16 protein-coding genes are annotated in these 23,753 nt (G+C 68.4%); 5 read left to right on the top strand and 11 right to left on the bottom strand.

The window, feature by feature from the left end:
- Positions 1-26: 26 nt before the first annotated feature.
- The 3 genes from ASD47_RS11610 to ASD47_RS11600 are packed head-to-tail and all read right to left on the bottom strand — an operon-like array spanning position 27 to position 3,597.
- Positions 27-1,055: a glycosyltransferase family A protein gene (locus tag ASD47_RS11610; protein WP_056756163.1), complete on the bottom strand. Its 1,029-nt coding sequence runs from the start codon at positions 1,053-1,055 to the stop codon at positions 27-29.
- Positions 1,052-2,245, bottom strand: coding sequence for a glycosyltransferase family 4 protein (locus ASD47_RS11605; protein WP_056756158.1), 1,194 nt, complete (start codon positions 2,243-2,245; stop codon positions 1,052-1,054). The genes ASD47_RS11610 and ASD47_RS11605 overlap by 4 nt, the downstream gene beginning before the upstream one ends.
- A complete protein-coding gene (locus tag ASD47_RS11600; RefSeq protein ID WP_082564584.1) occupies positions 2,242-3,597 on the bottom strand; it encodes a TIGR03013 family XrtA/PEP-CTERM system glycosyltransferase in 1,356 nt (451 codons plus the stop codon). Before ASD47_RS11600 ends, ASD47_RS11605 begins: the two co-directional genes overlap by 4 nt.
- Before the next feature lie 319 nt (positions 3,598-3,916).
- Between ASD47_RS11600 and ASD47_RS11595 the strand changes: the two genes are divergently transcribed.
- Positions 3,917-5,182 carry a glycosyltransferase family 4 protein gene (locus ASD47_RS11595; protein WP_056756155.1) on the top strand — a complete coding sequence of 422 codons (1,266 nt, stop codon included), beginning with the start codon at positions 3,917-3,919 and terminating at the stop codon, positions 5,180-5,182.
- A 25-nt stretch (positions 5,183-5,207) separates the two neighbouring features.
- Here the strand turns inward: ASD47_RS11595 and asnB are convergent, their stop codons facing one another.
- Positions 5,208-7,304, bottom strand: coding sequence for an asparagine synthase (glutamine-hydrolyzing) (gene asnB, locus ASD47_RS11590; RefSeq protein ID WP_235525863.1), 2,097 nt, complete (start codon positions 7,302-7,304; stop codon positions 5,208-5,210).
- On the opposite strand from asnB, the gene ASD47_RS11585 reads away from it, so the two are divergent.
- Positions 7,278-8,495 (top strand): TIGR03087 family PEP-CTERM/XrtA system glycosyltransferase, encoded by a 1,218-nt coding sequence (locus ASD47_RS11585; protein WP_056756148.1) that lies wholly within the window; start codon positions 7,278-7,280, stop codon positions 8,493-8,495. The genes asnB and ASD47_RS11585 overlap by 27 nt on opposite strands.
- Positions 8,496-8,508: 13 nt before the next feature.
- Here ASD47_RS11585 and ASD47_RS11580 read toward each other — a convergent pair whose 3' ends face one another.
- From ASD47_RS11580 to ASD47_RS11555, 6 genes are all read right to left on the bottom strand, one after another.
- On the bottom strand, positions 8,509-9,522 hold the full coding sequence (locus ASD47_RS11580; RefSeq protein WP_056756144.1) for a FemAB family XrtA/PEP-CTERM system-associated protein: 1,014 nt from the start codon (positions 9,520-9,522) through the stop codon (positions 8,509-8,511).
- Positions 9,519-10,403 carry an XrtA system polysaccharide deacetylase gene (locus ASD47_RS11575; RefSeq protein WP_056756141.1) on the bottom strand — a complete coding sequence of 295 codons (885 nt, stop codon included), beginning with the start codon at positions 10,401-10,403 and terminating at the stop codon, positions 9,519-9,521. The genes ASD47_RS11580 and ASD47_RS11575 overlap by 4 nt, the downstream gene beginning before the upstream one ends.
- On the bottom strand, positions 10,400-11,803 hold the full coding sequence (locus ASD47_RS11570) for a TIGR03016 family PEP-CTERM system-associated outer membrane protein (protein WP_056756138.1): 1,404 nt from the start codon (positions 11,801-11,803) through the stop codon (positions 10,400-10,402). The genes ASD47_RS11575 and ASD47_RS11570 overlap by 4 nt, the downstream gene beginning before the upstream one ends.
- A gap of 104 nt (positions 11,804-11,907) precedes the next feature.
- Complete coding sequence (locus ASD47_RS11565; RefSeq protein WP_235525860.1) at positions 11,908-12,597, bottom strand: chromosome partitioning protein; 690 nt, start codon at positions 12,595-12,597, stop codon at positions 11,908-11,910.
- Positions 12,598-12,722: 125 nt separating this feature from the next.
- Positions 12,723-14,087, bottom strand: a complete 1,365-nt coding sequence (locus ASD47_RS11560; RefSeq protein ID WP_056756135.1) for a hypothetical protein — start codon at positions 14,085-14,087, stop codon at positions 12,723-12,725.
- Between the two features lie 69 nt (positions 14,088-14,156).
- The gene (locus ASD47_RS11555; protein ID WP_056756131.1) at positions 14,157-14,780 is read right to left on the bottom strand and encodes an XrtA/PEP-CTERM system exopolysaccharide export protein; all 624 of its coding nucleotides are present in this window, start codon (positions 14,778-14,780) and stop codon (positions 14,157-14,159) included.
- Between the two features lie 302 nt (positions 14,781-15,082).
- Here ASD47_RS11555 and ASD47_RS11550 point away from each other — a divergent pair, with 302 nt between their 5' ends.
- From ASD47_RS11550 to ASD47_RS11540, 3 genes are all read left to right on the top strand, one after another.
- Positions 15,083-16,012, top strand: a complete 930-nt coding sequence (locus ASD47_RS11550; protein WP_235525857.1) for a hypothetical protein — start codon at positions 15,083-15,085, stop codon at positions 16,010-16,012.
- Between the two features lie 137 nt (positions 16,013-16,149).
- A complete protein-coding gene (locus ASD47_RS11545) occupies positions 16,150-16,347 on the top strand; it encodes a stress-induced protein (RefSeq protein WP_056756126.1) in 198 nt (65 codons plus the stop codon).
- Between the two features lie 213 nt (positions 16,348-16,560).
- Positions 16,561-21,666 carry a N,N-dimethylformamidase beta subunit family domain-containing protein gene (locus tag ASD47_RS11540; protein WP_056756123.1) on the top strand — a complete coding sequence of 1,702 codons (5,106 nt, stop codon included), beginning with the start codon at positions 16,561-16,563 and terminating at the stop codon, positions 21,664-21,666.
- Positions 21,667-21,919: 253 nt separating this feature from the next.
- On the opposite strand, the gene ASD47_RS11535 is transcribed toward ASD47_RS11540, so the two are convergent.
- Positions 21,920-23,641, bottom strand: a complete 1,722-nt coding sequence (locus ASD47_RS11535) for a hypothetical protein (protein WP_056756120.1) — start codon at positions 23,639-23,641, stop codon at positions 21,920-21,922.
- Positions 23,642-23,753: the final 112 nt, after the last annotated feature.

Genomic DNA, 23,753 nt, shown 5'->3' with positions numbered 1-23,753 from the left:
TTTTAATCGATCGCCGGCGCCTCACCCTATCGTTTGATGGGCAGCGGAGCGGTCAAGGCTCCGCGGTCGGTGCGACCCGTCGTCTCGGGAGGGCCGCCACCGCCCGGGGCGCGGCTCGGGGCCGGCAGCCAAGGCCTGATCCGCAGCAGAAAGGCGGCCAGACGGGGCGCTCGTCGCATGACGCCCACGGCGACGCGCCAGCGCCAGGAGCGCCGCTCGGCGCCCGCCAGCAGCGGCAGGCCCGCGGCGACGTCGCCGCCAAGGATCAGGGTCTCGCCGTCCAGCCACCGCAACGCCTGTTCGCAAGAGGCGAGCATGCGGTCGGCCACCGCCTGCTCGGCCCGACCCTCCAGGGCCGCGGACGCCTTGCGATAGACCGTGCAGGAACCGACCAGAATGCGCCGGGCGCTCGACGACAGCGAACCGCGACGGCGGCGGTAGCGGACGAGCGGCTCGGCCAGAACGGCTCCGCCCCATCCCGCCGCCAGCAGGCGTATCCACAGGTCCAGGTCCTCGGAGGCGACCAACCCTGCGTCGAAGCCGCCGATCGCGTCCAGGGCTCCCCGGCGGAGGATCGCGGCCACGAAGATGTTCATCTCGCGATTCAGGACCCGTTCCAGCGAAACGGGCCCGGCCATGGCGTAGGTCGCGGAATAGCGCCGCGGCGCGCGCTCGCCCGCGCCGAAGCAGATCGCGTCGCAACTCACGAACGCCAGGCCGGCGTCGGCTTCTATCGCCGCGAGCATGCGCTCCAGATAGGTCGGGTCGTAGAGGTCGTCGCCGTCCAGGAACGCGACGAAGGGCGCCGTCGACGCGGCGATGGCGCGGTTTCGGGCGGTGGAAACCCCCCGGTTGTCGGTCCGCAACAGCCGAAAGCGCGGATCGTCCGCGAAGCGCGCGAACGCCGCGGCCACGTCGTCGGGCGCTCCGTCGTCGACCACGATCGCTTCCCAATCTTGCCGGTGTTGCCCCTGGAGCGAGGCCAGGGCGTCCCCGAGCAGGTGGGCGACGCCATAGGCCGGCACGATGATGGAAACGCGTGGCTCCGGCCTCATCTGGACCGCCTTGCGCGAGACCGGACGCTGAGCCTGTCGAACAGCGCGCCATAGGCTTCGACCATGGTGGACAGGGTGTAGAGGTCGCGCTGGCGGGTGCGGTTGGCCTGGCCGATGCGCTCCCGCAACGCCGGGTCGGCGATCAGGGCCTGCAACGCGTCGCTGAGGGCGGCCTCGGACGGCGGCGCCACGAAAGGCCGGTTTTCCACCGCCACCATGTCGCGAACGTCTCCGACGTCGGTCGAGGCGACCGGCAGCCCCGCGGCCATCGCCTCCAGGATAGCGAACGGCATCTGTTCGGTGTCGCTCGACAGGGCCAGGATCTGACACTGCATGATGATGTCCCGTGTGTCGGTCCGGCGCCCCAGAAGAAACAGGCGCCCTCCAAGCTTGAGCCGCACGCCTTCCCGCACGATGGCGTCCCGTTCGGGCCCGTCGCCGATCAGGAGAAGCGCGGCGCGCGTCTTGAGCGGCGCGAAGGCGCGAAGCAGGCGAAGCGGATTCTTCTCGGGCCTGAGCGCGCCGACCCAGGCGATCATCGGAAGCCCGCGCGGCAGTTTCGGCCGCAGGCTGCCCAGGCGCGTGACGTAGTCGGTCTGCGGGGCGATGCCATTGGGGATGTGCTGGACGTTGCGCCGGGCCAGACGCCAGGTGTCGGTTGCGATGGTCTGCAGCGTCCGCGAGGGCACGACCACGTGGCTGCGGGCGAGCGCGACCCGACGCGCCCAAATCCGCCGCGACAACTGCCGGACGGCCTCTTCCGGACCAAAGCCGTCTTCCATATGAACGTGCGGAACACCGCCGAACGCGTTGACGAAGGCGACCTCCATGGCTCCCCAGTTGTAGGTCACCAACACGTCCGGCTTGAGCGCGGCGAGCTTGGCGCGATAGAGGCTCAGCCGCCCGGACAAGGACGCCGAGGTCGGCGGCGCCGGATCGGCATAGAGCACCGGCGCGCAAGGCGAGACGAGCGCGGCGGCGCCGTAGTCGCCGTCGAGCGACACCACCGTATGACGAAAGCGCGCGTGCAGGGCCGCGGCCAGCGCCGCGAAGCGCACCTGGGTGCCCCCGATATTGAAGCTGGGGAAGACGTGAACCAGGTGCGGGCGATCATCGTGCCCGTCGAACCACGGCGTCGGTTCGATCCCCGGCGAGGCAACGAAGTCTGTTGACTGCAGGGCGGGGGTCACCGGGCGCCGACCGGGAAAAGGACCACGCGGATCGTCTGCACCAGGATCACGAAGTCGAGCAGGACGTCGTTCTTCTTGAGATAGTAGAGATCGTAGGAGAGCTTCTGTCTTGCGTCCTCGATGGACGCGCCATAGCGATAGTTCACCTGCGCCCAGCCGGTGATGCCCGGCCTCATGCGATGTCTAAGGTCGTAGTTGGGGAGCACCTCGCGAAGCTGTTCGACGAAGACCGGGCGTTCCGGCCGCGGGCCGATGAAGCTCATCTCTCCCACCAGGACGTTGATGACCTGGGGAATTTCGTCGATCCGCACCTTGCGGATGAAACGGCCGACACGGGTCACCCGATCATCGGCGGAGGCCGCCCAGCGGGCCACGCCGTCCTGCTCGGCGTCGGTCCTCATGCTGCGGAACTTCCAGACCTTGAAGATCCGTCCGTCCAGGCCGACGCGCTCCTGCCGATAGAAGATCGGCCCGCGGCTCTCCAGCCGGATGGCCAGGGCCGTCAGCAGGCACACCGGCAGGGCGACGACCAGAAAGGCCAGGCTGACGACGAGATCGAGCGCGCGCTTGAGCACGCGGTGACGGTGATTGAAGACGAAGCCGCTGGAGAAGGTGAGCCAGCCCGGTTCGACCTTGGAGGAATCGATCACGCCGGCCTCGCGCTCCCAGAAAATCAGCGCGTCGACCACTTCCATGCCGTGCAGCTTGCACTCCATGAGTTCGGCGACCGGCAGTCCTCCGTGGTCGTCCACCGCCACGATGATCTCGTCCGTGCGCAGCCTCTCCGCGAGCATCGAAAGCGGCGCCCGTTCAGGGGCCGGGACGGCGACCAGAAGGTTGCCGATCCGGGGAGGGGCGCATTCCGGCGCCCGCCAGTGGCGGATGGTCTGCAAATGGTGGAAGTGGCCGCGACCGGGCCCAATGAGGAACCTTGTCACCGCCTCGGCGCCCGGACCGTCACCGAGCACCAGGACCCGTCGTTTCATGAACGACAGCCCCAGCCACCATCCCAGCAACACGTGCAGCATCAGCATGATGAGCATGAACAGGGTGATGGCGAGCGACAGGACGCCAACGAGTTCGCTGAAGGGAAGTCCAGCGGCGATCTTGGTCAGGGCGATGACCGCGACGGACGGCACCAATATGATCAGCCACGCCACCAGGAACCGTTTCAGGATGATCCTGAGATTCTGGGCCGCATCGTTGTTGTAAAGCCCGACCGCTGTCGTGATGAGCAGCAATCCGGCGGTCAGCAGAAAGGCCTCCGGCGGATCGAATTGCACCAGGGGTCCGGCGAAACACCCCACGCATCGTTGGGAGATGTCCAGAAGCTGCAGGACTGACAGGAGCATTGCCACGTCCAGGCAAGCGAGGACGCAGAATTGGCGAGGAGCGTGATGTCCAAAAATGTTCACGGCCAAATCCCACAATTCTGGAATGTCTTCACGGCGGCGCCTCGTCGGGCCCGCCACGGTTAACGCCAATTAACTTCGGCGAACTGGACCGCCGCCCTGTCGAATGATCACCTTTCGGGTCGTCGACGATGAAAGCGGCCGCTCAGCCGGGGCGCGCGGTCGGGGCGTCGATCAGGCGATGCATCATTGTGAAATGCGGGCGCCCGGAAATTCTCCCCACATCCCGGACGAGTGCGCCGCTCCAAGAGGCTCCCGCGTGACCCGTGTCCTGGTATTCTCGACCCTCTATCCAAACGCGGCTCAGCCGAACCATGGGGTGTTCGTCGAGAACCGGCTCCGAGCCACGATCGCGCGGGGCGGCATCGAGGCTACCGTCATTGCACCGGCGCCGTATTTCCCGCTGTCCCACGAAGTTTTCGGCCGCTACTCGACCTTCGCCCGGGTCCCGCGGCACGAGGTGCGGCACGGCGTCGAGGTCTGGCACCCGCGCTACCTGGTCATTCCGAAGGTCGGCTCCGGCTATGCGCCCGAAGCGCTCTTTCGCCGCGGGCTCGCGCTCGCGCGCCAGCTGCAGGCGGCCGGCCAGCAGTTCGACGTCATCGACGCCCACTACTTCTACCCGGACGGCGTCGCCGCCGCGCGTCTGGGACAGGCCCTTCGGCTGCCGGTGATCATCACCGGCCGAGGAACGGACCTCACCCTGATCCCCGACGAAACGGGCGCCCGCCGGCGGATCCTCTGGGCGGCCCATCAGGCGAGCGCCATGGTCACGGTCTGCGGCGACCTGAAGCGTCGGCTGATCGCCCTGGGCGCGCCCGAGGATCGGACCCTGGTCCTGCGCAATGGCGTTGATCTTCGGCTTTTTCGCCCACAAGACCGGGCCGCCGCGCGCGCGGCCCTCGGGCTGGACGGATTCACGCTGCTCTGCGTGGGCGGCCTTATCCCGCGAAAAGGAGTCGACCTGGTCCTTGAGGGGCTCGCGAAACGCCCCGACTGCAATCTCCTGATCGCGGGGGGCGGCCCCCTGCGCGCGACGCTAGAAGCTCATGCCAGGCGCCTGGGCGTCGCCGGCCGCGTCCGCTTCCTCGGCGAGGTCGCGCACGCCGACCTGCCGAGCGTCTATGCCGCGGCCGACGTCCTGGTGCTGGCGTCCTCGCGGGAGGGCTGGGCGAACGTGCTGCTCGAGGCGATGGCCTGCGGCACGCCGGTGGTCGCGACAAACGTCAACGGCGCCGAGGAGGTCATTCGGTCGGGCGCAGCGGGCGTGCTCATGAACCGACGCACGCCGGAGGGTCTGGTGGAAGCGCTGGACCTCCTGCGTCGAAACATGCCGAGCCGGACGGAGACCCGGCGCTACGCGGAGGCCTTCAGCTGGACCCGGATCGGCGAAGCCAACAAGGCCTTGCTCGATGGGGCGGCCGCGGCGGGGTTCGAAGGCAGACACGCCCCGGGCGTCCTGGACCTCGCTCGCCGTCTCCTCGGCGAACCGGAGATTGGCGTGTGTGACCCGGCGGCGCCGTGACGGCGGACTGCTGGACGGTCAACGCTCAGACCAGAGTCGATGACGCCGCGGGCCGCGTGGCGATCTCCCGGTCGCTCGGCGACGGGTCCTCTTCGCGCTGGTCGTTGGCGGCCTGAGCGCCGGATGCGGCGTTGTGCGCCAGGAAGGCGTCGAACACCCAGGTCAGCCAGAGCGCCTTGGAGTGATCCTGGAACCCCTCGACATGCTCGATGGCCATCTTTCTCACACGCCCGGTGTCGATCATGCCGCAGTCGCGTAGGTGCGGACTGTCCGCCAGGCTAAGGATCGCCTGGCGCAGGGGGCCTCGGAACCAGCGCGCGATGGGCGCCGAGAAGCCTTGCTTGGGCCGGTAGAGCAGATCGCGCGACAGGTAGGGCTCCATGGCGCGCTTGAGGATGGCCTTGCCGCCGCTCGCGCGCGACAGCTTCAGGGCCGGCGGCAGCCAGAAGGCCATGGCGACGAACTGCGGGTCGAGCATCGGCGATCGGACCTCCAGGGAATTGGCCATGCTTGCCCGGTCCACCTTGGTCAGGATGTCGCCAGGCAGATAGGTCATGATGTCGGCGTACTGGGCGCGTTGCAGCGGATCCAGCGGCGCGTCCGCATTGAACGCCGTGCGAACGACGTCGCCGGCGTCGTAGCCTCCCAGCGCTTTCCGGAAATCGGTCGTCAGCAGGGCCGCCCGCGCCTCCTCGGGCAGCGCGGAGGACATGCGGGCGTAGGCGCTCGCGGAATCCAGCGACAGTTCACGCAGGGTGGTCTTGGCGCGGAGGGGCCGTGGGAGCCAGGCGCCGCACGGATAGATGTCCGCCAGCGGGCCGAGCAGGCGAGCGCGCACGGACGGCGCGACGTGGGCGCGCACACGCTCCCCGACGCAGTGGAAGGCGTGGCGTCGATAGCCGGCGAGCGCCTCGTCGCCGCCGTCGCCCGACATGGCCACCGTCACCGATCGCCGGGCCTGGGCGCACACGGCGAAGGTGGGGATCGCCGAGACGTCGCCGAACGGCTCGTCATGGATTTCCGGCAGTCGCCTCATCATCTCGAAATCGTCGGCGCTGACCCGGCGGACGTCGTGATGCGTCGCATAGCGTTCCGCCACGGCGCGGGCGTAGGAGGTCTCGTCGAAATCCCGGTCGCCGAACGCGATCGAGAAGGTGTCGATCGGGCGCCCGGCCTGCAACGCCATCAGGGCGACGACGGCGCTTGAATCGACCCCGCCCGACAACAGCGCCCCCAGGGGCACGTCGGAGACGAGGCGACGCTTGACCGCCGCGGCCAGTGTTTCCACCAGGAGCTCGGGGGTCACGGTTCCCGACGCCGGCGCGGTCTCCAGCAGGGACCAGTATCGACGAATCTCCGGAGGGCGCCCCCGCCGGGCCAACAGGTAGTGCCCGGCCGGCAGCTTCCGGATGGAACGGTAGATGGTCTTCGGGTCAGGCACATAGCCGTAGGTGAAGAAGTCCTCGACCGCCTGCGCGTCCAAGGCGCGATCGGCTTGCGGCAGGGTCAGCAGGGCCTTGATCTCGGAGGCGAAGGCCAGGGTCGCGTCGGGACTCACCTGGTAGTGCAGCGGCTTCTTCCCGAAGTGGTCGCGCCCGAGGACGAGCGTCTGCTCGTTCTGGTCCCAAAGCGCGAACGCGAACTGTCCCTGCAGCTTCGAGAACAGAACCTCCCGCCATGCGCGCCATCCATGCAGCAGCACTTCCGTGTCGCTACGGGTCTCGAAGCGCGCGCCCTTGTCCTCGAGCTCCGCACGCAGCTCATGGAAGTTGTAGATCTCGCCATTGAAAACGACGGTGAGGGCCCCGTCGCGGGTCTCCATCGGCTGAGCGCCGCCCACGATGTCGATAATGGCCAGCCGGCGATGGCCGAGCGCCACGCCAGGCTCAAGATGGACGCCCGCGCCATCCGGACCGCGGTGGGCGATCGCGGCGATCATGCGCCGGAGCAGCGCCGGATCGTATGGCCGTGATCCTTTGATATCGAACAGGCCCGCGATCCCGCACATGCTGCCTCCAAGTCCGCCGCTACCGAGGACTGGAGTTTGGCTCCGCCGCGTCGTGCGGGGCCTGTCAAAAGGCGAGGACGACCCCCGATGGCGAAAATTCTGTTCCTCGCACACCGCGTGCCGTTCCCGCCCGACAAGGGCGACAAGATCCGGGCGTTCCATATCCTGGAGCATCTCGCCGCGCGGCATGAGATCTGGCTCGGCGCGGGGGCGGACGACCTGGCCGACCTGCGGAGCCTGCCGATGGCCAAGGCTCGCTACCGCGACGCCTGCTTCGCCCCCCTCGACCGCTTCCGTCGCGCCCGCAACATGGCCTGGGCGGCGGTTGCCGGGGCGCCTCTGAGCGTGGCGCGTTTCCGGCATCCGATGCTTGAACGCTGGATCGAGGACGTGCTGCGGGAGGTCCGCCCGGACGTGGTCTTCGTCTTCTCCTCCGCCATGGCCCAGTACGTCGTCGGCCGGATGCGCCCCGGCGCGCGCCTGGTGGTGGATTTCGTCGACGCGGACGCCGAGAAGTGGCGCGCCTACGCCGAACGCGCCTCGGTCCCCGCGCGCTGGATCTACGCCGCCGAGACGCGGCGGCTGATCCGCTTCGAGCGGCGCGCCCTCGACGCGGCGGTCGCCGGGATCCTGGTCTCCGAGACCGAACGGCGGCTGCTGGCGAACCTTCAGCCCGACGGCGCCGACAAGCTGCTCGTCATCACCAACGGGGTGGCCGCCGATTGCTTTGGGGTGATCCCGAACCCGAACATCCAACCGGCGATCGTCTTCTGCGGCCGCATGGACTACGAGCCGAACATCGACGGCGTCGAATGGTTCGTGCGCGAGATCCTGCCCAAGGTCCGTGAGCGCAGACCCGACGCGGTGTTTCGCATCGTCGGCGCGGCGCCCGCCGCACGGGTGTTGGCCCTGCGCGCGACGCCAGGGGTCGAGGTGACCGGCACGGTGCCTGACGTCCGGCCCTACCTCGCGGGAGCGGCGGTCGTGGTCGCGCCGCTGCGCATCGCTCGCGGGATCCAGAACAAGGTGCTCGAAGGCTTGGCCGCCGGGCGCCCCGTCGTGGCCACGCCCGACGCGCTCGACGGCATCGCCGCGCGGCCGGGGCGCGATGTTCTGGTGGGGGCGGACGCTCAAGGCTTCGCGACGGCGGTCGCGGACGTGTTGCTGGGCCTCGCTCCGGCGGACCTGGGTTCCCGCGGCCGGCGGTTCGTGCAGCGCCACCATCGTTGGGACGTCCAGCTCGAGGCGATGGATCGGCTCATCGCCGACGTGGTCAAGCCGCTTTCAGACCAGGCTGCGGCTTAGGCCAGGCTGCGGCTTAGGCCAGGCTGCGGCTTAGGATTGGGGAGATCGCGTTGGCGACCGGCAGGGGCAGCCGCCGCCAGACTCCGATCAGCGCGGCGTAGCGCGGGTTGGTGGGGTTGACGTTCGGCAGGACCTTGGACTTCAGCAATCGATATTGATGCGTGATCGGCCGCGGCTCGAAGCCCCAATGGCGCTTGAACTCGTAGGGACCCGTTCCGACCTTGCTGCGCCCGAAGTCGAAGGTGGTGCAGCCGCGTTCCGCGGCGTGCCGCATGAGGGCCCAGAGCATCAGGTCGTTGGCCTGGAGGGCGCGCGCCTCCGGCAGGCTGCCGGTATAGTAGGGCAGGACCTGGCCACGGAAGTAGTAGCTCAGGACCGAACTGACCGGTCGACCCCCGGAACTCACCGTCAGGATGTCGCAATCCGATCCGAACACCGCGTACAGCCGCTCGAAGAACCGTGCCGGCAAGGCGGGCGTGCCGTGGTTCCTCATGGTGCGGGAATAGAGTTCGTAGAACACCTGGGGAGAGGTCTCGACGCGGGTGGTCATGCCGCGTGCAAAGACCCTGCGGAGGAGAGCCCGCTGCCTTCTGGGCAGCTGCTCGAAATTGTCCTCCTCGGCCGCGGCGATCGGCGCCGCGAAGCCGGCATAGAGGTCCCCGCGCGCGCGCCAGTTCCCCGAGGCCACGGGCAGGTCGCGCAGCTCGACGTAGTCGACCCCCAGCTTGCGCCCCAGTGTTTCGGCCTGGTCCAGGATGGCGGCGAAGGAATCCGCGTCCGACGCGAGCGGGCCGCCGCCGACACAGAAGGCGTTCGAGATCAGGGCGTGGCCGAAAAGGCGGCTGCGGATCTCCACCATCGGCAGGATCGCCGCGAGGCTTCCATCGTCACGCCGCTCGGTCAGATAGTGGGCCCGGTGACCGAAGACCTGGCTCGCCACCTCGCGCCATGCCGATCGGTGGAAGAAGGTGGCGTCGGGGTGGTTGAGGACGAACTCATCCCACTCTTGCTCGGAAGTCGGCGTCATCGAGGGCCTCCGGCCAGGTCGAAGGCGCGATCTATCCGGTCCCAGCGAAAGTCGCGGGCCAGCCGCCTCAGGCGATCGTGCGTCTTGGACAGGTTCACGTAGTGGCGAAGGCGGGACTTGAGCGGCGCGCCCCCGGCGCGCGGCTGTCCGGGGTCCAGTTCCCAGGGATGGATGTAGAAGACGGCGGGCATGTCATCGACGCGGTTCACGCGGTCGATGGCGGCGCGGGAAAGCCAGTAGGGCAGCAGCCGGAAATAGCCGCCCCCCCCGCAAGGCCAGTTGCGCGCGCCGAAGCGGACGGTGGAGATCGGGATCTCGACGAGCGTGGTGGCGCCGTCGGGTCGGTAGGCGGTGCGCGGCGCGTCCGGAACGCCATAGAAGTCCCGGGCGACCGGGTAGACGCTCGAGCTGTACGCGTAGCCCTCTTCCTCCAGCGTCCGCCAAGCCCAGGGCGTGTGCGGCCCGACGCTGAAGGTCGCGGCGCGATAGCCCCGCACCGGCACGCCGGCGATGTCTTCCAGAACCCGGCGCGACTTGCGAACGTCGTCGCGGAAGTCCTCGGGCGTCTGGCTGTCCACCCGGATGTGACTGAAGCCGTGGCTGGCGACCTCGTGGCCGGCGTCGGCGATGCGGCGGACGAGGCCAGGGTGACGGACGGCGATCCAGCCCAAGGTGAAGAAGGTGGCCCTGACGCTCGCCTCGGCGAACACGTCGAGGATAAGCTGCGTGTTGCGCTCCACCCGGGATTCGCACCCCTCCCAGTCCGCGCGAGGGTAGATGGAGGCAAGGGCCTGAACCTGGAAGTAGTCTTCCACGTCGACGGAGAGGCCATTGATGACCTGGGCCGTCGGCGCGACCGACCCGCGATCCCGGCGGTTCAAAAGGTCCTCCTGAGGCCGATGGAGACGGCGTTCTCGGTGATCCGTTCGCCGCCCGGGAAGAGCTGCCGGCTTTTGGTCCGGTCGAACCTGGTGTCGAACTCGGTTCTCGGATTGATCTTGTAGGTCAGGCGACCGGAGAAGCCGTGCGTCTTGCTCGCCCCATAGAGCAGGCTCTCATAGGTGTGGGCGTAGTGCGTTCCGAGGGAGAGCGTGAGGTCCGGTCGAAGACGCCGGGTGTAGTCCACTTGACCGATGAAGGTTCGGTCACGGCCGCCAGACCGCAGGAAGGTCCTGTTCGTCCAGCTTCCCGAGGCCGTCAGGGAATCGGTGGCGCCCGTATAGAGCGCGCGCAGCTCGCCGGACCTGTACACCGATGTCTCGCCGTAGAGGTTGCCGTCGAACGTGAAGCCCGTCGGCGCGTTCGGCAGTTGCAATTGTGCGCTGCGCTGGACGAACTCGCGGAACGATCTGGCCACGGCGAGCTGGCCCGGCTGGATCGTCTTCGAATAGGCGCCGATCAGCTGCAAGGTTCGCGAGACCTGGAAATTGGCGTCGGCCGCCCAGGCGGTGCGGTGGTATCGGCTGCCGCCTTCGACGCTGATCTTCGAGCGCGCGTTCGGCGTGAACTCCAACCCGGCGCTGGCGATCGGCGCGGTGATGCGCGCAATGCCCGGCGGCGTGACGCGTTCATAGCCGACGCGCGAGATCAGGCGGACTTTCGGCCGGAGTCCCACGAACACCGACTGGACCGCGTTCGCGGCCTTGTAGCCACGGTCGTCCTTGACGAACTCGCCGGTGGTCAGCCATTCGTATCGCCGCAGCCGCGCGCCGCTGCCGACGCTGCCGACCAGCTGGACGATGCTGTCGTCTTCCGGCAGCGCCCGGGCGGAATCGCGGTCGTTCGTCGCGTAGAAGACCTGCGAGAAGCGCGCCGCCGCCGCGACGTCGACATGATCGCCCCGCGTCATCGTCAGGCGTGGGCCTACGGCGTAGGTGGACAGCCGGACGCGTCCGCCGACCCCGTGACGCTGGGTGGCGGGGGCGCCGAATGTCGAGATGGAGCCATTGGTGACCGCGCCTTCGGCCTCGATGGCGAGGGTGTCCCGGATCAGCTGCAGGTTCGCCGCGCCGTTGCCGGACACAGACCCCCCGTTGAAGTCCGACAGGCGCGAATAGACGTCGTAGGACGCCTCGCCGACAGCCCGGGCCGTCACGCGGCTGGTGGCGAGATTGGCTTCCACGCCGAGCAGGCCGCGCAGGATGAAGTCCGACGTCCTGTCGGAGGCGGTGACGCGCGCATTGTCGGTGTAGACGCCCTGAACGCCCAAGGTCGGGGTGATCGAGAACGGGCGTTGATCGACGGGTTCCGCGGCTGGCGCGACGCCTCCGGTCAGGGTCATGCAGGTTGTGCAGAAGAGCGCGGCCCAGGTAACGCCGGGATGAGGTTTCCGCCGCGAGGGGTGTTCGCAAGACATGTTCCGCCGTTTCCCCCGAGCCGACCGGCTCAATGCCGCCTGGAATAGCGAACGTGCGACTGCGACCGGTCGGTCTTGTTGAAGACCAGCGCGACACGCGCCGCGTCAAGCGGACCGGCGTGGCGGTGCAGGATGCCCAGTCCTTCGTCGACTTCCGCCCGCTTCGACTCGCCCATGGCCGCGATGAAGAGGATCTGGCCGGCGTGCTTGGCCAGCGAGACGGTCGCGCTGCAGGAGAGCACCGAGCCGGAGTCCATGATCACGATCCGCTCCTCGCTTCCGTGATGCAGCGTCTCGATCAGGCGCCCCATGCGTTGGCCGGCCATCAGCTCTGGCGCCGTTATGCGGGGCCGACCGAACGGGACGGCGTAAACGCCTCGGACGCTGGTGGGGTACAGGATGTCGCTGACTTCCAGATCCTCGTCGTCCAGATAGTCGAGAAGTCCCAGCTGGTCGCCGAGCTTCATGCGCCTGGAGAGCTCGGAACCGCCCATGTCGGTGTCGATGAGGACGACGCGACGGTCGTGCTCAAACATGAAGCTCAAGGCGAGCCCGAGGGTCATCGTGGTCTTGCCTTCGCCAGGCGAAGCGCTGGTGATCAGGATGGTCCGGGGATCGTAGGGCCCGACATCCGCTTCCATCCGCGCCAGCATGTGTCGCTTCAGGACCCGGAACTCCTCGCGCGTGCGGGATTCGTCGAAGCGGGGCGGGGCGACCACGCCGACCCGCTTCAGCTCTCCGGCGCGTGTCCACAGGTTCTGGACCAGGGGCGTGTCGCGGTTGTTGGTCGTCAGGGCCCTGGAGTCGGTCGCGACGAGGCTCGGGAGGAGTTGAGGCATGTTGCTCACGGCCGGTAGTCCCAGGTTGTACGATAGGATTTCAGGATGATGGGCGGGTTCGACGCCGGGCCGCCGATGCGTCTAGGCGCGCGGGCCAGTCGAGTCGGCCGGGCGTTCCATGCGGGCTCCCAGGACAGCGTGCCGATCACGGGAAGCTGCACGGCCTGTTCCAGCTCCTGCGTCGATACGAATATGCTCCTTGTCGCCGCGCGCAGCCATCCCGCCGCCAGCCCGCCGCCGATCGCGAGCACGCCGGCCAGAGCCACGTAAAGGACGCGGTGCGGTCCGATCGGGGCCGTCGGAACCGTAGGCTCCCGGGTGACCTGGTACTTGCCGACGCCGTCGGCGCCGTAGACGGCCTGCGACATCCGGGTGGCGACACGCTTGTTGAGCAGTTGCTGGTAGGCGTTGCGAAGCACCTCGTCGTTCTTCTGCAAATTGGTCCATTCCGAAGCGACCTCGGGCGGGATGGGGACGGGCATGATCCGCCGCGGCGCATATCCCGCGACCAGGGCCGGCGATCGGGGCGCGGTGGTCAGGGCCTCCCTCTCCTCCAGATCGCGCGCGCGGAGCGCTTCGGCGAGCTGCCGGCGGGTCGCGATAACGTCCGGATACTGTTCGGTGTAGGTGGCGCGGAGGCCCGTGAGTTGCGACTCCAGCTCCGTCACGCGCCTGGCGGCGGCGAAGGACCTTGGCGCCGGAGCCGCCTGGGCGACGGGCGCGGGGGCCGGCCTCGAGTCCTGGAAGCCAGTGTCGATCGTCGTGGCCGACACCGTGGGGTGGCTTCGCCGAAATTCGGCGATCTTGATTTGCGAGGCCGCGACCATCGCGGCGTAGGAATCCACCTGCTCGTCGAGGAACTGGCCCGCCCGTCCGAGATCGGCTTGAGCGCGATCCACGTTGCGGGCGACGAACTGGTTCAACAACAGCCGCACCACGTCGCGCGCCCGAACCGGGTCCTTGTCCTTGACATGAAGCTCGACGAAATCCTCTCCCGGGTCTCGCGCCAGGGTGATCTTCTTCCTGAGCCGGGCCATCTCCACCTCAAGGGCGGCCCGGTTCATCGACGCCGCCGCCGGATCCATCCGCCGCACGACCTTCTCGAGGTTGACGTCGTTGAGCAGCGTCTTCTGGACGACGTAGGGGCTGCCATAGCCTTCCCCCACGATGGACATGCCCTCAGCGGTGGCGGCGAGCGGCGTCTGGCCGTTCACGTAGATCTGCCCCCAGGCGTCGTATTCGTTCGGGAGATGGAGAACGTAGGCCGCCGCGCCGCCCCACAGGGCCACGGTGGTCGCGGCCGCCAGCCAGCGGTAGCACCAGATCCGGCGGCTTTCGTTCCTGATGAGCGTGAAGAGGGGATCGAGCATGGAAGCACTACTCTCTCGAAGCCGGCCTCGCCCTCGGGCGGGGTCGGCATTGAAGGCCGATGGGTTCGGTCAGAACATCCGTTCAGGGATGCGGATGATGTCGCCCGGCATCAGGTTCACGTTGGCTTGCAGGTCGCCCGATCGGACCAGGTCCTTGAGCCGCAGCGGGTAGGACTGGTAGGCGCCGTTCTCGCGCCTCAGCAGCTTGGCCCCGTTGCCATTGGCGAACATGGTGAGGCCGCCGACATCGATCAGCACGTCCAGCGCGGTGAGCCCGGCCCGATACGGGACCGTCTTGGGCGTCACGGCCGCCCCGATGACACGGACCGCGGCCGAGTTGCCCGGCGCGGCGAAGGCTTTCACCACGACGGTGACCACCGGCTCCTGGATATAGTTGGAAAGCGAGGTTTGGAGGTTTTCGGCCAGTTCCGTCGGCCGGCGGCCCTGCGCCTGGATGTCCTGCACCAGCGGGGTGGTGATCCGACCGTCGGGGCGGACCGGCGCTTCCACCGAAAGGTCAGGGTTCTTCCAGACGAAAATCTGGAGGATGTCGCCCGGCCCGATGAGGTAGTCGGCCGCCTCCGACACGGCCGCCTCCGACACGGCCCCCTCCGACACGGGCGCGTGTCGGCCAAGGTCCGTGGCGGGCTGGGCGTTGGCGGCTAGCGGGATCACCGCGCAGAGCACGCTCATAACGCCGAGCTTCCGCCAATGACGCGCAACGCTGATCTTGAGGGTCCGTCGTCCGGACGATCCGTCAGCGGCCGCGGAGATGCTCGACAGTCGACGTTCCAATGTTTGGCCCCTTTTACGCCTGCGACCCGGGCCACGTGGCGTCGCCCCGGTCTCCGCTCGCCGCTGAACGATCGAGCGGTTGCACCCCATGAATAGGAACACTGGGACGATCATGACTATGTCGAATGATGGATCGGCGGCCGGTGAGAAGGCGCTATTCGGCCGCTGGGCGAGATGCCGCACCACACCACGAGGGCACCATGATCCCCTATGCTCGGCTCAAGCCTGGGCCCGGGTTCCAGGCGCGACGCGCGCTGTTCTATTACGGACAGCGGATGGCGACCGCGCCCGTGATCCGCCGCGCCCTGTCGTTTCTCATCGCCGCGGCCGTGCGCGTGCGACAGGGCGGACCAGTGACCTGGCCACGCGACGGGACGTGCAGAACCGTGCTGGCCGATCTCAAGAAGGAGGGGCTGGCCATGCTGCCGCCCCTCGTTCCCCGGGCCGAGATCAAGCGGATCGCCGACTATTTCCGCGGCGCCATGGTCGCCGCGCCGAACGGCGGGCGCCTCCCTGTCGAACAACTGCCGGCGGGCGCCGCCGCGGCGGATTACAGCCTGGAGACCGTCCTTGCGTGTCCAGGTCTGCTGACGCTCGTGAACGCGCCGCGGGTTCTGCGGATCGCGGCGGACTATCTGGGCTGCAAACCAACGATTTCAAGCATCGGCGTGCGCTGGACATTCCCGTTCAGCCGCGAGGCCAGGCGGTTTCAGAGCTTTCATCGCGATGTCGACGACTGGCGCTTCCTGAAGCTGTTCATCTATCTGTCGGACGTCGACGCTGGCTCGGGCCCGCACAGTTTCGTCCGAAGATCCCACGACACCGCCTTCGGATTGACCACGAGGGCCTACACGCAGCTCGAAATTGAAACGCGCTTCGGGGGCCACAAGATAGCGATCGTGACAGGGCCGATGGGCACCACCTTCATGGCTGATACCTTGGGGGTGCACTGTGGCGGCCGTCCGACCACAGGCCCGCGCCTGATGCTCCAGGTGCAGTATTCGCTGCTGCCCGTATTCGCGTTCCGCTACGAGCCCGTCGAGAGCGAGGCGATGGTGGACGCCTATTGCAACCGCCTTCTGCTGCGCCAGCGGCCCCATGCGCGCGCGCGAAGGGGGCGACCGTTTTAGCCGCGTTGATCGTGCTCACGGCGGCCGCCAGCTCGCGGGAGGCCAGCCCCAGTTCCCCTGAATGGCCTTCGAACCAACATAAGAGGGGGATCACTTCCGGGCGCGCGCGCCAACTCCATCATCGGATGGAGGCGGTCATGACGCTCGATGGTGAAAAACCCAAGGCCAAGCGCGGCTTCGCCGCCATCAGCCCGGAACGCCGCCGGGAAATCGCCGCGCGCGGCGGCGCCAGCGTGCCGTCTGGGAAACGCAGCTTCTCCCAGAACCGCGAACTGGCCGCCCGCGCGGGCCGCATCGGGGGATCATCCTCACCGCCTCCTAAGGAACCCGACTGAGGGGCTCATCGGCCGAGGGAAGGACGCGGTCTGAAAGGCCTGGCCCGATCTGAAGGCGGAACCGTCGCGACGGCCTAGCCATCCCACGCCAAACCTATGAAATGATACGACGACCACCACCGGAATGAGGTCAGCGTTTCGGGCCGAGCCGCCGTCGCACTGACGCGATGTCACCTGGACTCCAGCCGGCCCGTCACGCGCAGGAGGCGAGCGGTGGACAACCCGATCGTTCTTGAAAACCAGAAGCCGGGGACGCCCAGAGATGTCTGGGACGCGCCCGCCAGCAACCAGATCGAAGGCTTCGCCACCCAGTTCAGCGTCGACAACGGCAGCACGGTCTCGTTCAAGATCAACCTCAATGTCGCCCAGGGCGCGACGGCGCCCTACCGCATCGAGATCTATCGGCTTGGCTACTACGGGGGCGACGGCGCAACCCTGGTCACCACCTTGAACGGCCTCACCGGCGTTCGGCAACCCGACCCGATCACCGACTCCCGAGGCCTCGTCGACGCCGGCAACTGGTCGGTCAGCGCCAGTTGGACGACGCCGGCCGACGCCGTCTCGGGGGTCTATCTGGCCAAGCTGGTGCGCGCGGACAACGGCGCCACCAACCAGGTCCCCTTCATCGTCCGCGACGATGGCGGCGCGAGCGACGTTCTGCTGCAGACCTCCGACACCACCTGGCAAGCCTATAACGGTTGGGCCGGGCGTAATGGGCAGGTCGGCGGGAGCTTCTACGGCGGCTTCGACCAGCCGGCCAACATCGCGCCAGACCAAAGTCCGCTCGACCAGGACCGCGCGTTCGCGGTCAGTTACAACCGCCCCTTCATCACCCGCGGTGGCGGCGGCACCTATGCTGGCGGCCAGGACTATCTGTTCGGCGCGGACTACGCGGCGCTCTATTGGCTTGAGAAGAACGGCTACAGCGTCTCCTACGTCTCGGGCGTCGACACCGACCGGCTGGGCGCGAGCTACCTCACCAGCCACAAGGCCTTCATCTCCGTTGGCCACGACGAATACTGGTCCGGCCCCCAGCGCGCCAATGTGGAGGCCGCACGCGACGCCGGCGTGAACCTGCTCTTCTGGAGCGGCAACGAGGTCTACTGGAAGACGCGCTGGGAAAGCAGCATCGTCGATGGCGTCGAGTATCGAACACTGGTCTGCTACAAGGAGACCAAGTTCAACTATTCGCTGGGGGCCGGGCCGCAGGACTACCCCAACGTCGATCCGTCGACTGAGTGGACCGGCACCTGGCGCGACCTTCGCTTTGTCGGCAACCCGAACGCGGTCGGCGCCAGGCCCGAGAACACGCTCACCGGCCAGCTGTTCGGCCCCGACGGCTCAGGCGAGTTCGGCGGAGCGCTGGACATACCCGCCGCCTATGCGGGCCTGCGGGTATGGCGCAACACTGGCGTCGGACCGAACGGCGCGCTCGACATCGCCCCCGGCATCCTTGGCTACGAATGGGACACATCGCCGACGGACGCGTTCCGCCCCGCGGGCCTGATCAAGCTCTCGGAAACGACGATCCCCTGGAGCGAGATCCTGACCGACCAGGGCAATCGCACGGCGCCCGGCACGGCGACCCACAGCCTGTCGCTCTACCGGGCCCCAAGCGGCGCCCTGGTGTTCGGGGCCGGCACGGTGTTCTGGAGCTGGGGTCTCAGCAACCAGCACGATTCCAGCCCCTACGGCGCCAACATCCAATCGGCGACGCTGCAGCAGTTCACCATCAACATGTTCGCCGACATGGGCATCCAGCCCGGCGTCTCGGACGCGATCCTGCAATCGCAGGGGCTGGCGCGGGCGCTCGGCTCCAATGATCGGATCGCCGCGACCACCACGCTGACCGACCTGCCCGACAGCGTCGGCGCCTTTTCGCAGGTGACGATCAGCGGCTCGGCCGCCGACATCGACAATGACCCGTCGAACGACGACGGCCGCGTCGCCCTCGTCGAGGTGTCGGTCGATGGCGGGTTGAACTGGAGAGTGGCGCAAGGCACGGCGAACTGGACCTACAGTTGGACGCCCACCACGCAGGGTGTCTACACCATCAAGGCGCGGGCCATTGACGACAGCCTGAACATCCGCCCCGTCAACCAACTGGCCACCGATGTCGTCACGGTCACCGCGCCGCAGACGCCGAACACCGTCAGTCTGTTCGGGTCCTCGGTCACGCCCACGGGGCAGCTCTACAATGACGGGCAGGCGGTCGAGCTCGGCGTCAAGTTCCAGGCGACGCAGGGCGGCGCGATCACCTCGCTTCGCTATTTCCGCGCGGCCGGCGACTCCAACGACACCGACCAGCGCCAGGGGCATCTCTGGGCGGCCAACGGAACCCTACTCGCGACGGTGACCTTCAATTCCGCGCCGGGCCAGTCAGGCTGGCAGGTCGCGACGCTGACGACGCCGGTCACGATCCAGGCCGGCGCCCTCTACGTCGCCTCCTACAAGACCGACAACAACTACCTGGCGGCCGACAACTATTTCTCGACCACCTACAACGAGCCGTTCGGCGTGCTGAGCGCCCCGGCGAGCAGCCAGGTCGGCGGCAACGGCGTCTATGTCTACGGGGCCGGCGTGCAGTTCCCCAACCACAGCTACAACGCCGGAAACTACTGGGTCGACGTGGTGTTCGACCCGCCAAACGGCGCCAATAGGCCACCGGTGTTCACCTCGGGGGCCGCCTTCTCGATGGCTGAGAACAGCACGCTTGTCGGCGCGCTCAGCGCAACCGACCCGGACGGGAATGGGTTGACCTACGCCATCGCCGCCGGCGACGATCGGGCGCTGTTCACGATCAACGCCAGCACCGGCGAACTGCGCTTCCTGACCGCGCCGGATTTCGAGGCGCCGCGGGATACGGGGGGCGATAACCACTACGCGCTGACGGTCAGCGTCTCCGATGGGATCGCGCCGGCGGTTCAGCAGGCGATTACCGTGGCCGTCACCGACCTGGCCGAGGGTCCGCCCGGACCGGCGACCTTCGCGGGCCGCTCCATCACGGCGGAGTACATCTTCGGCTCGACGCCCGACACGCTGTTCCCGACCGCCAGCGCGCGGCAGACCGCCACCGTCAACACCACGCAGGGCGCCGTCGAGTTCGCCAACCTGCCGAACGCCGATCCGGCCGCCATCGGCAACGGACAGTACGGGCTCGCGGCGGTCGATCTCGGCGCGCTGACCCTCCAGATCCAGTTTCCCCTCGACCCGGCGGTGTTCAGCCAGGCCTATGTCGCGTTCGCCACCGCCCAGGACAAGCCCTTCAACGGCGTACGGCTCAGCGACGCCGACGGGCTGTTGCCGATGGTCCGCGGCGTGTCGATCATCAGTCAGCGCGGCTTCACCAATCAGGCGGGAGCGGCGACGCCGCTGACGGCGAGCGACTTCACCCTGACCAGCGAGGGCATTTTCCTCAATGTCGCCGGCAAGGGACGGCAGGTCGACGCCGATCCCGCCACGGCCGGCGTGCAGGCGAGCCAGGTCGTGCTCTCGGTGGATCTCAACGACGCGCCGGTCGCCGACGCCGAGGCCGCGACCACCGCGCGCGACACGCCGCTCCAACTCGCGGTGGCGACGCTACTGGCCGGAGACACCGACGCCGATGGCGACACCCTTACCGTCAGCGCCGTCAGGAATGCGATCAACGGAACGGCCGGGTTCGACGCCGCGACGGGAACCGTCACCTTCACGCCGAGCGCGGGCTTCGTCGGGGCGGCGAGCTTCGAGTACATCGTGATCGACGGCTTCGGCGGCAGCGCGGCGGGGACGGTGACGGTCAATGTGACGCCCCCCGCTTCGAACGCGCCGCCGACCGTCAGCCCGATCAATGCGGGAACCAGCAACGAGGACGCGACGCCCCCCCTCAATATCGACCTGCTGGCCGCCGCGACCGATCCCGAGGGCCAGCCGCTCTCGGTTCAGAACCTGACGGTGACCTCGTCCAACGCCTCGCGCGTCGTGACCTTCAGCCTCCAGCCTTCCGGCGTGCTGACGCTGTCGCCGTCGCAGTTCAACGACCTGGCGCAGGGAGCCTTTGAAACCCTCACGGCGAGCTACGGGGTGTCGGACGGCGTCAACACCACGCTCAACACCGCGACCGTGCGGATGGATGGCCGCAACGACGCGCCGGTGGCGGGCGACGACGTCTTCGCGACCGGCGAGGCCGTCGTGCTGACCGGCAACGTCATCACCAACCTCGCGGGCCTGGATGTCGATCCGGACAGGAACGCGCTGAGCGTGGTCGCGCTGAATGGCGGCGCCAGCGGGCTGGGGACCGCGACGCCGCTCGCCTCCGGCGCCCGGCTGACCCTGAACGCCTCGGGGGCTTTCACCTATGACCCGAACGGGGCGTTCGACACCCTGGCCAGCGGCCAGACGGCGACCGACAGCTTCGCCTACACCGTCTCGGACGGCCTCATCAGCGACATCGCGGTGGTCACCATAACCATCAACGGCCAAACCACCGCAGGCGTCGTCCTCACCGGCACGAGCGGGGCCAATACCCTGAACGGCGGTCGTGGCGACGACACGATCCGGGGACTGGGGGGCAGCGATCAACTGTTCGGCGACGCCGGCGGCGACACGCTCGATGGCGGCAGCGGCACGGACCGGGTGGACGGCGGTCGGGGGGACGACATCCTGCTGATCCGCGCCGCCGAGGGGCAGTTCGACACACTGATCGGCGGCGATGGAACGGACACGCTGCGGGTCGATCCGGCCGGCGGCGCGGTGGTCCTGGAAAAGACCGCGACCATCAGCACGATCGAGGTGTTCGACGGCGGCGGTCAGGCGGTGCGGGGCAGTTCCAACGCCAACACCCTGGATTTCTCCATCTTCGCCTCGGTCGTCGGCGTCGCCTCGATTTCCGGACTGGGCGGCAACGATATCCTGACCGGCTCGAGCGGCCGCGACGTCATCAACGGCGACGGCGGGGCCGACCAGCTCAACGGTGGGGCCGGCGACGACCTGCTGTACGGCGGAGCCGGCGCGGATCGACTGACCGGCGGCGCCGGAGCCGACACCTTCGTCTATCGCGCCTGGGGCGAGTCGAGCGCCTTGGCGCGAGACGTGATCGTGGGGTTCGACGGCGCCGGCGTGGCGGGCGGGGACCTCATCGACGTCTCGGCCCTGTCGGTGGGCCAGTTCGCCTTCAACGGCACGGGCGGTTTCAGCGGCGGCGGCGTCGCCTCGATCCGCTACGTCGCCTCGGGGGGCGTGACCGACGTGCAATTCGACAACGGCACTGGCGGCGCGGCCGAGATGGTCGTGCGGCTTGACGGCCTGTTCTCGCTTTCCGCCGGCGATTTCATCCTGTGAACCTGGATAGCCACAGAGACCTTGTGTCGGTGCGTGTAGCCGAGGCGCTAAAGGATCCAGACGACAGCACCGAAGCGGCCACCGCGCTAAGCGGCCTGATCGGGATTTGGCGACGGTCTTGGCCGGGCGCATGACCGGGAGGGCAGGCAGCGGAAGGCTGCGGGCGGCTTTCCGGGGGAAGTGGAAGGCGCTTTGTCGGTTTCGGTAGGTGCACGGACTTGTTCCGAGGATGACGGCCGTGCGGGCCTGTCCCCTAAGCCGCCGCCTTCTGCTGAACCATGCCCTTGAGCAGGTCCATGGTCTCGGGCGAGTTGGCCAGTTCTTCGCGGGCCTCGGGCGCCCGGGCCAGTTTCATCGCTTCGAGCTTGGCCTTGTCGGCGACCGGGCCGGTGGGGCCGGCCTCGCCCATGGCCAGCTTGATCAGCACGGCCAGCTTCTGGGGCAGGGGCGCAGGGGCGCGGACCAGCATGGCGACCAGGCGGGCGTCGGCCTCGATCATGCCGCCCACCTCGCCCAGGCGGGCGCACAGCGGGCCGTAGTCCTCGACCACCAGGCCTGAGCGGACCAGGGAACGCTGCAGAGCGGCCAGGGCGGCCAGCTTGGACGCCGCCGAGTCGGGGCCTTGGCGCAGCTCGCGCTCGAAGCGCAGGGCCAGGACGTTGGCCGACAGCCAGCGGGCGGCCATGCGTTTGTTGACCGCGCCCATGACGTTCTCGGCCAGGCGGATCAGCATCAGGATCTCTTCGCGCGACGAGCGGTCGCGGCCGAGCAGGGCCTCGATGAACTCGCCGTTCAGCAGGGTCTTGGACCGGGTGGTGAAGGCGCTGGTGATGTCTTCCGGCGGCAGGATGCGGCCGGCGGCGGCGGTCAGGCTCATGGCCAGGGCGCGCAGGAACTCGATCTCGGCCTCGGCGTCGGCGGGCTTGAGGCGGCGCACGCCGTTCAGCTCCTTGAGCACCCGCTGGGCGATCGACATCCGCACGGCCGGGAAATCGTCACCGGCCAGCCACTCGCCCAGGCGCTTGGCCGTGCCGGAGAGCTCGGGCATGCAGGTGCGCACCCCGGCCTCGACGCGGATCAGGCCCTCGACCTGGGCGCCGCCGGCCAGGCGGGTCATGGCGGCCAGGGTCGTGCCCAGGTCGGCGTCGCCCCCCTTGTCCTGGGCCCCCAGCAGGTCGGCCATGCCCGCCTTGGAGCCGATGATCTCGGCCAGGGGGGTCTCGATGGCGGCTAGGGCGGCGGCGCGGGCCTTGGGATCGCTGGGCGCGGCGTCGGCCAGGTCCAGCAGGCGGGCGATCTTCTCGGACCAGTTCTTGCCGGGCGCGATCGAGGCGGCGACGCCGGCCCCCAGCAGGAAGGCGCGGTCGGGATCGGTGGACAGCCGCTCGGCGGCGCGGGCGAAGCCTTCCTTGTCCAGGTCGGGCAGGGCGCCCTTCTTGAACTGCTTCATCAGGTTGGCGACGGTGCGCTCGACCAGGCCCTGGAAGGTGCGGATCAGCTCGTGGACCGACATGCCCCGGGCCTCGGCCTCGGGGATGGCGATCTTTTGCAGGGCGTGCTGCAGGTCGGTGCCGGAGGCTTCCAGCTGCTCGACCAGGTCGGGACGGTGCAACAGCTCGAACGGGGTGGCGTTGTGGCGCGCCAGCCAACCCTCCAGCAGCCGGCCGATGCGGTCACGCGCGTGGGCGGTGTAGAGGTCGGCGGGCTGGACGCAGAGCGGATCCAGGTCCTCTTGCACCTTCTTGGGCTTGCCGCCGTCGACCTGGCCCTTGGTGAAGATCGAGATGGACTTGTATTCGCGGCTCTCGGGGTCGAGGGTTTCCTTGCTGACCCGCACGGCGATCGCCCGCCCCTGTTCCAGCGCCTCCTCGGCGGTCTGCAGGGCGTGGGTGCGGATCTCGGTGGCCATGTCGAGCGTCCACTGCGCGCCGGGCTTGCGGCGCACGAACAGCTCGTAATGGACTTGGTCGCTCATCGGCAAAGGGCTCCCCGAAGCTCCCTTATGGGATACAAGACCTTAAGGTGAGGTTGCCGGCCGAAAACGCGGGGCGGGCGCCGTTCGGAAGCGCGCCGCAATCGCGCCACGC

The sequence above is a fragment of the Caulobacter sp. Root1472 genome, assembly GCF_001426985.1.
Taxonomy (GTDB): Bacteria; Pseudomonadota; Alphaproteobacteria; order Caulobacterales; family Caulobacteraceae; genus Caulobacter; species Caulobacter rhizosphaerae.
The sequence above is the reverse complement of the archived record's forward strand: the minus strand, read 5'-3'. Positions and strand labels throughout refer to the sequence as shown.

Coding starts and splice junctions, on each gene's coding strand:
- ASD47_RS11535 (WP_056756120.1), bottom strand. CDS start 23,641: ATGAGCGACCAAGTCCATTACGAGCTGTTCGTGCGCCGCAAGCCCGGC.
- ASD47_RS11610 (WP_056756163.1), bottom strand. CDS start 1,055: ATGAGGCCGGAGCCACGCGTTTCCATCATCGTGCCGGCCTATGGCGTC.
- ASD47_RS11555 (WP_056756131.1), bottom strand. CDS start 14,780: ATGAGCGTGCTCTGCGCGGTGATCCCGCTAGCCGCCAACGCCCAGCCC.
- ASD47_RS11560 (WP_056756135.1), bottom strand. CDS start 14,087: ATGCTCGATCCCCTCTTCACGCTCATCAGGAACGAAAGCCGCCGGATC.
- ASD47_RS11580 (WP_056756144.1), bottom strand. CDS start 9,522: ATGACGCCGACTTCCGAGCAAGAGTGGGATGAGTTCGTCCTCAACCAC.
- ASD47_RS11545 (WP_056756126.1), top strand. CDS start 16,150: ATGACGCTCGATGGTGAAAAACCCAAGGCCAAGCGCGGCTTCGCCGCC.
- ASD47_RS11570 (WP_056756138.1), bottom strand. CDS start 11,803: ATGACCCTGACCGGAGGCGTCGCGCCAGCCGCGGAACCCGTCGATCAA.
- ASD47_RS11550 (WP_235525857.1), top strand. CDS start 15,083: ATGATCCCCTATGCTCGGCTCAAGCCTGGGCCCGGGTTCCAGGCGCGA.
- ASD47_RS11585 (WP_056756148.1), top strand. CDS start 7,278: ATGGCGAAAATTCTGTTCCTCGCACACCGCGTGCCGTTCCCGCCCGAC.
- ASD47_RS11600 (WP_082564584.1), bottom strand. CDS start 3,597: ATGCTCCTGTCAGTCCTGCAGCTTCTGGACATCTCCCAACGATGCGTG.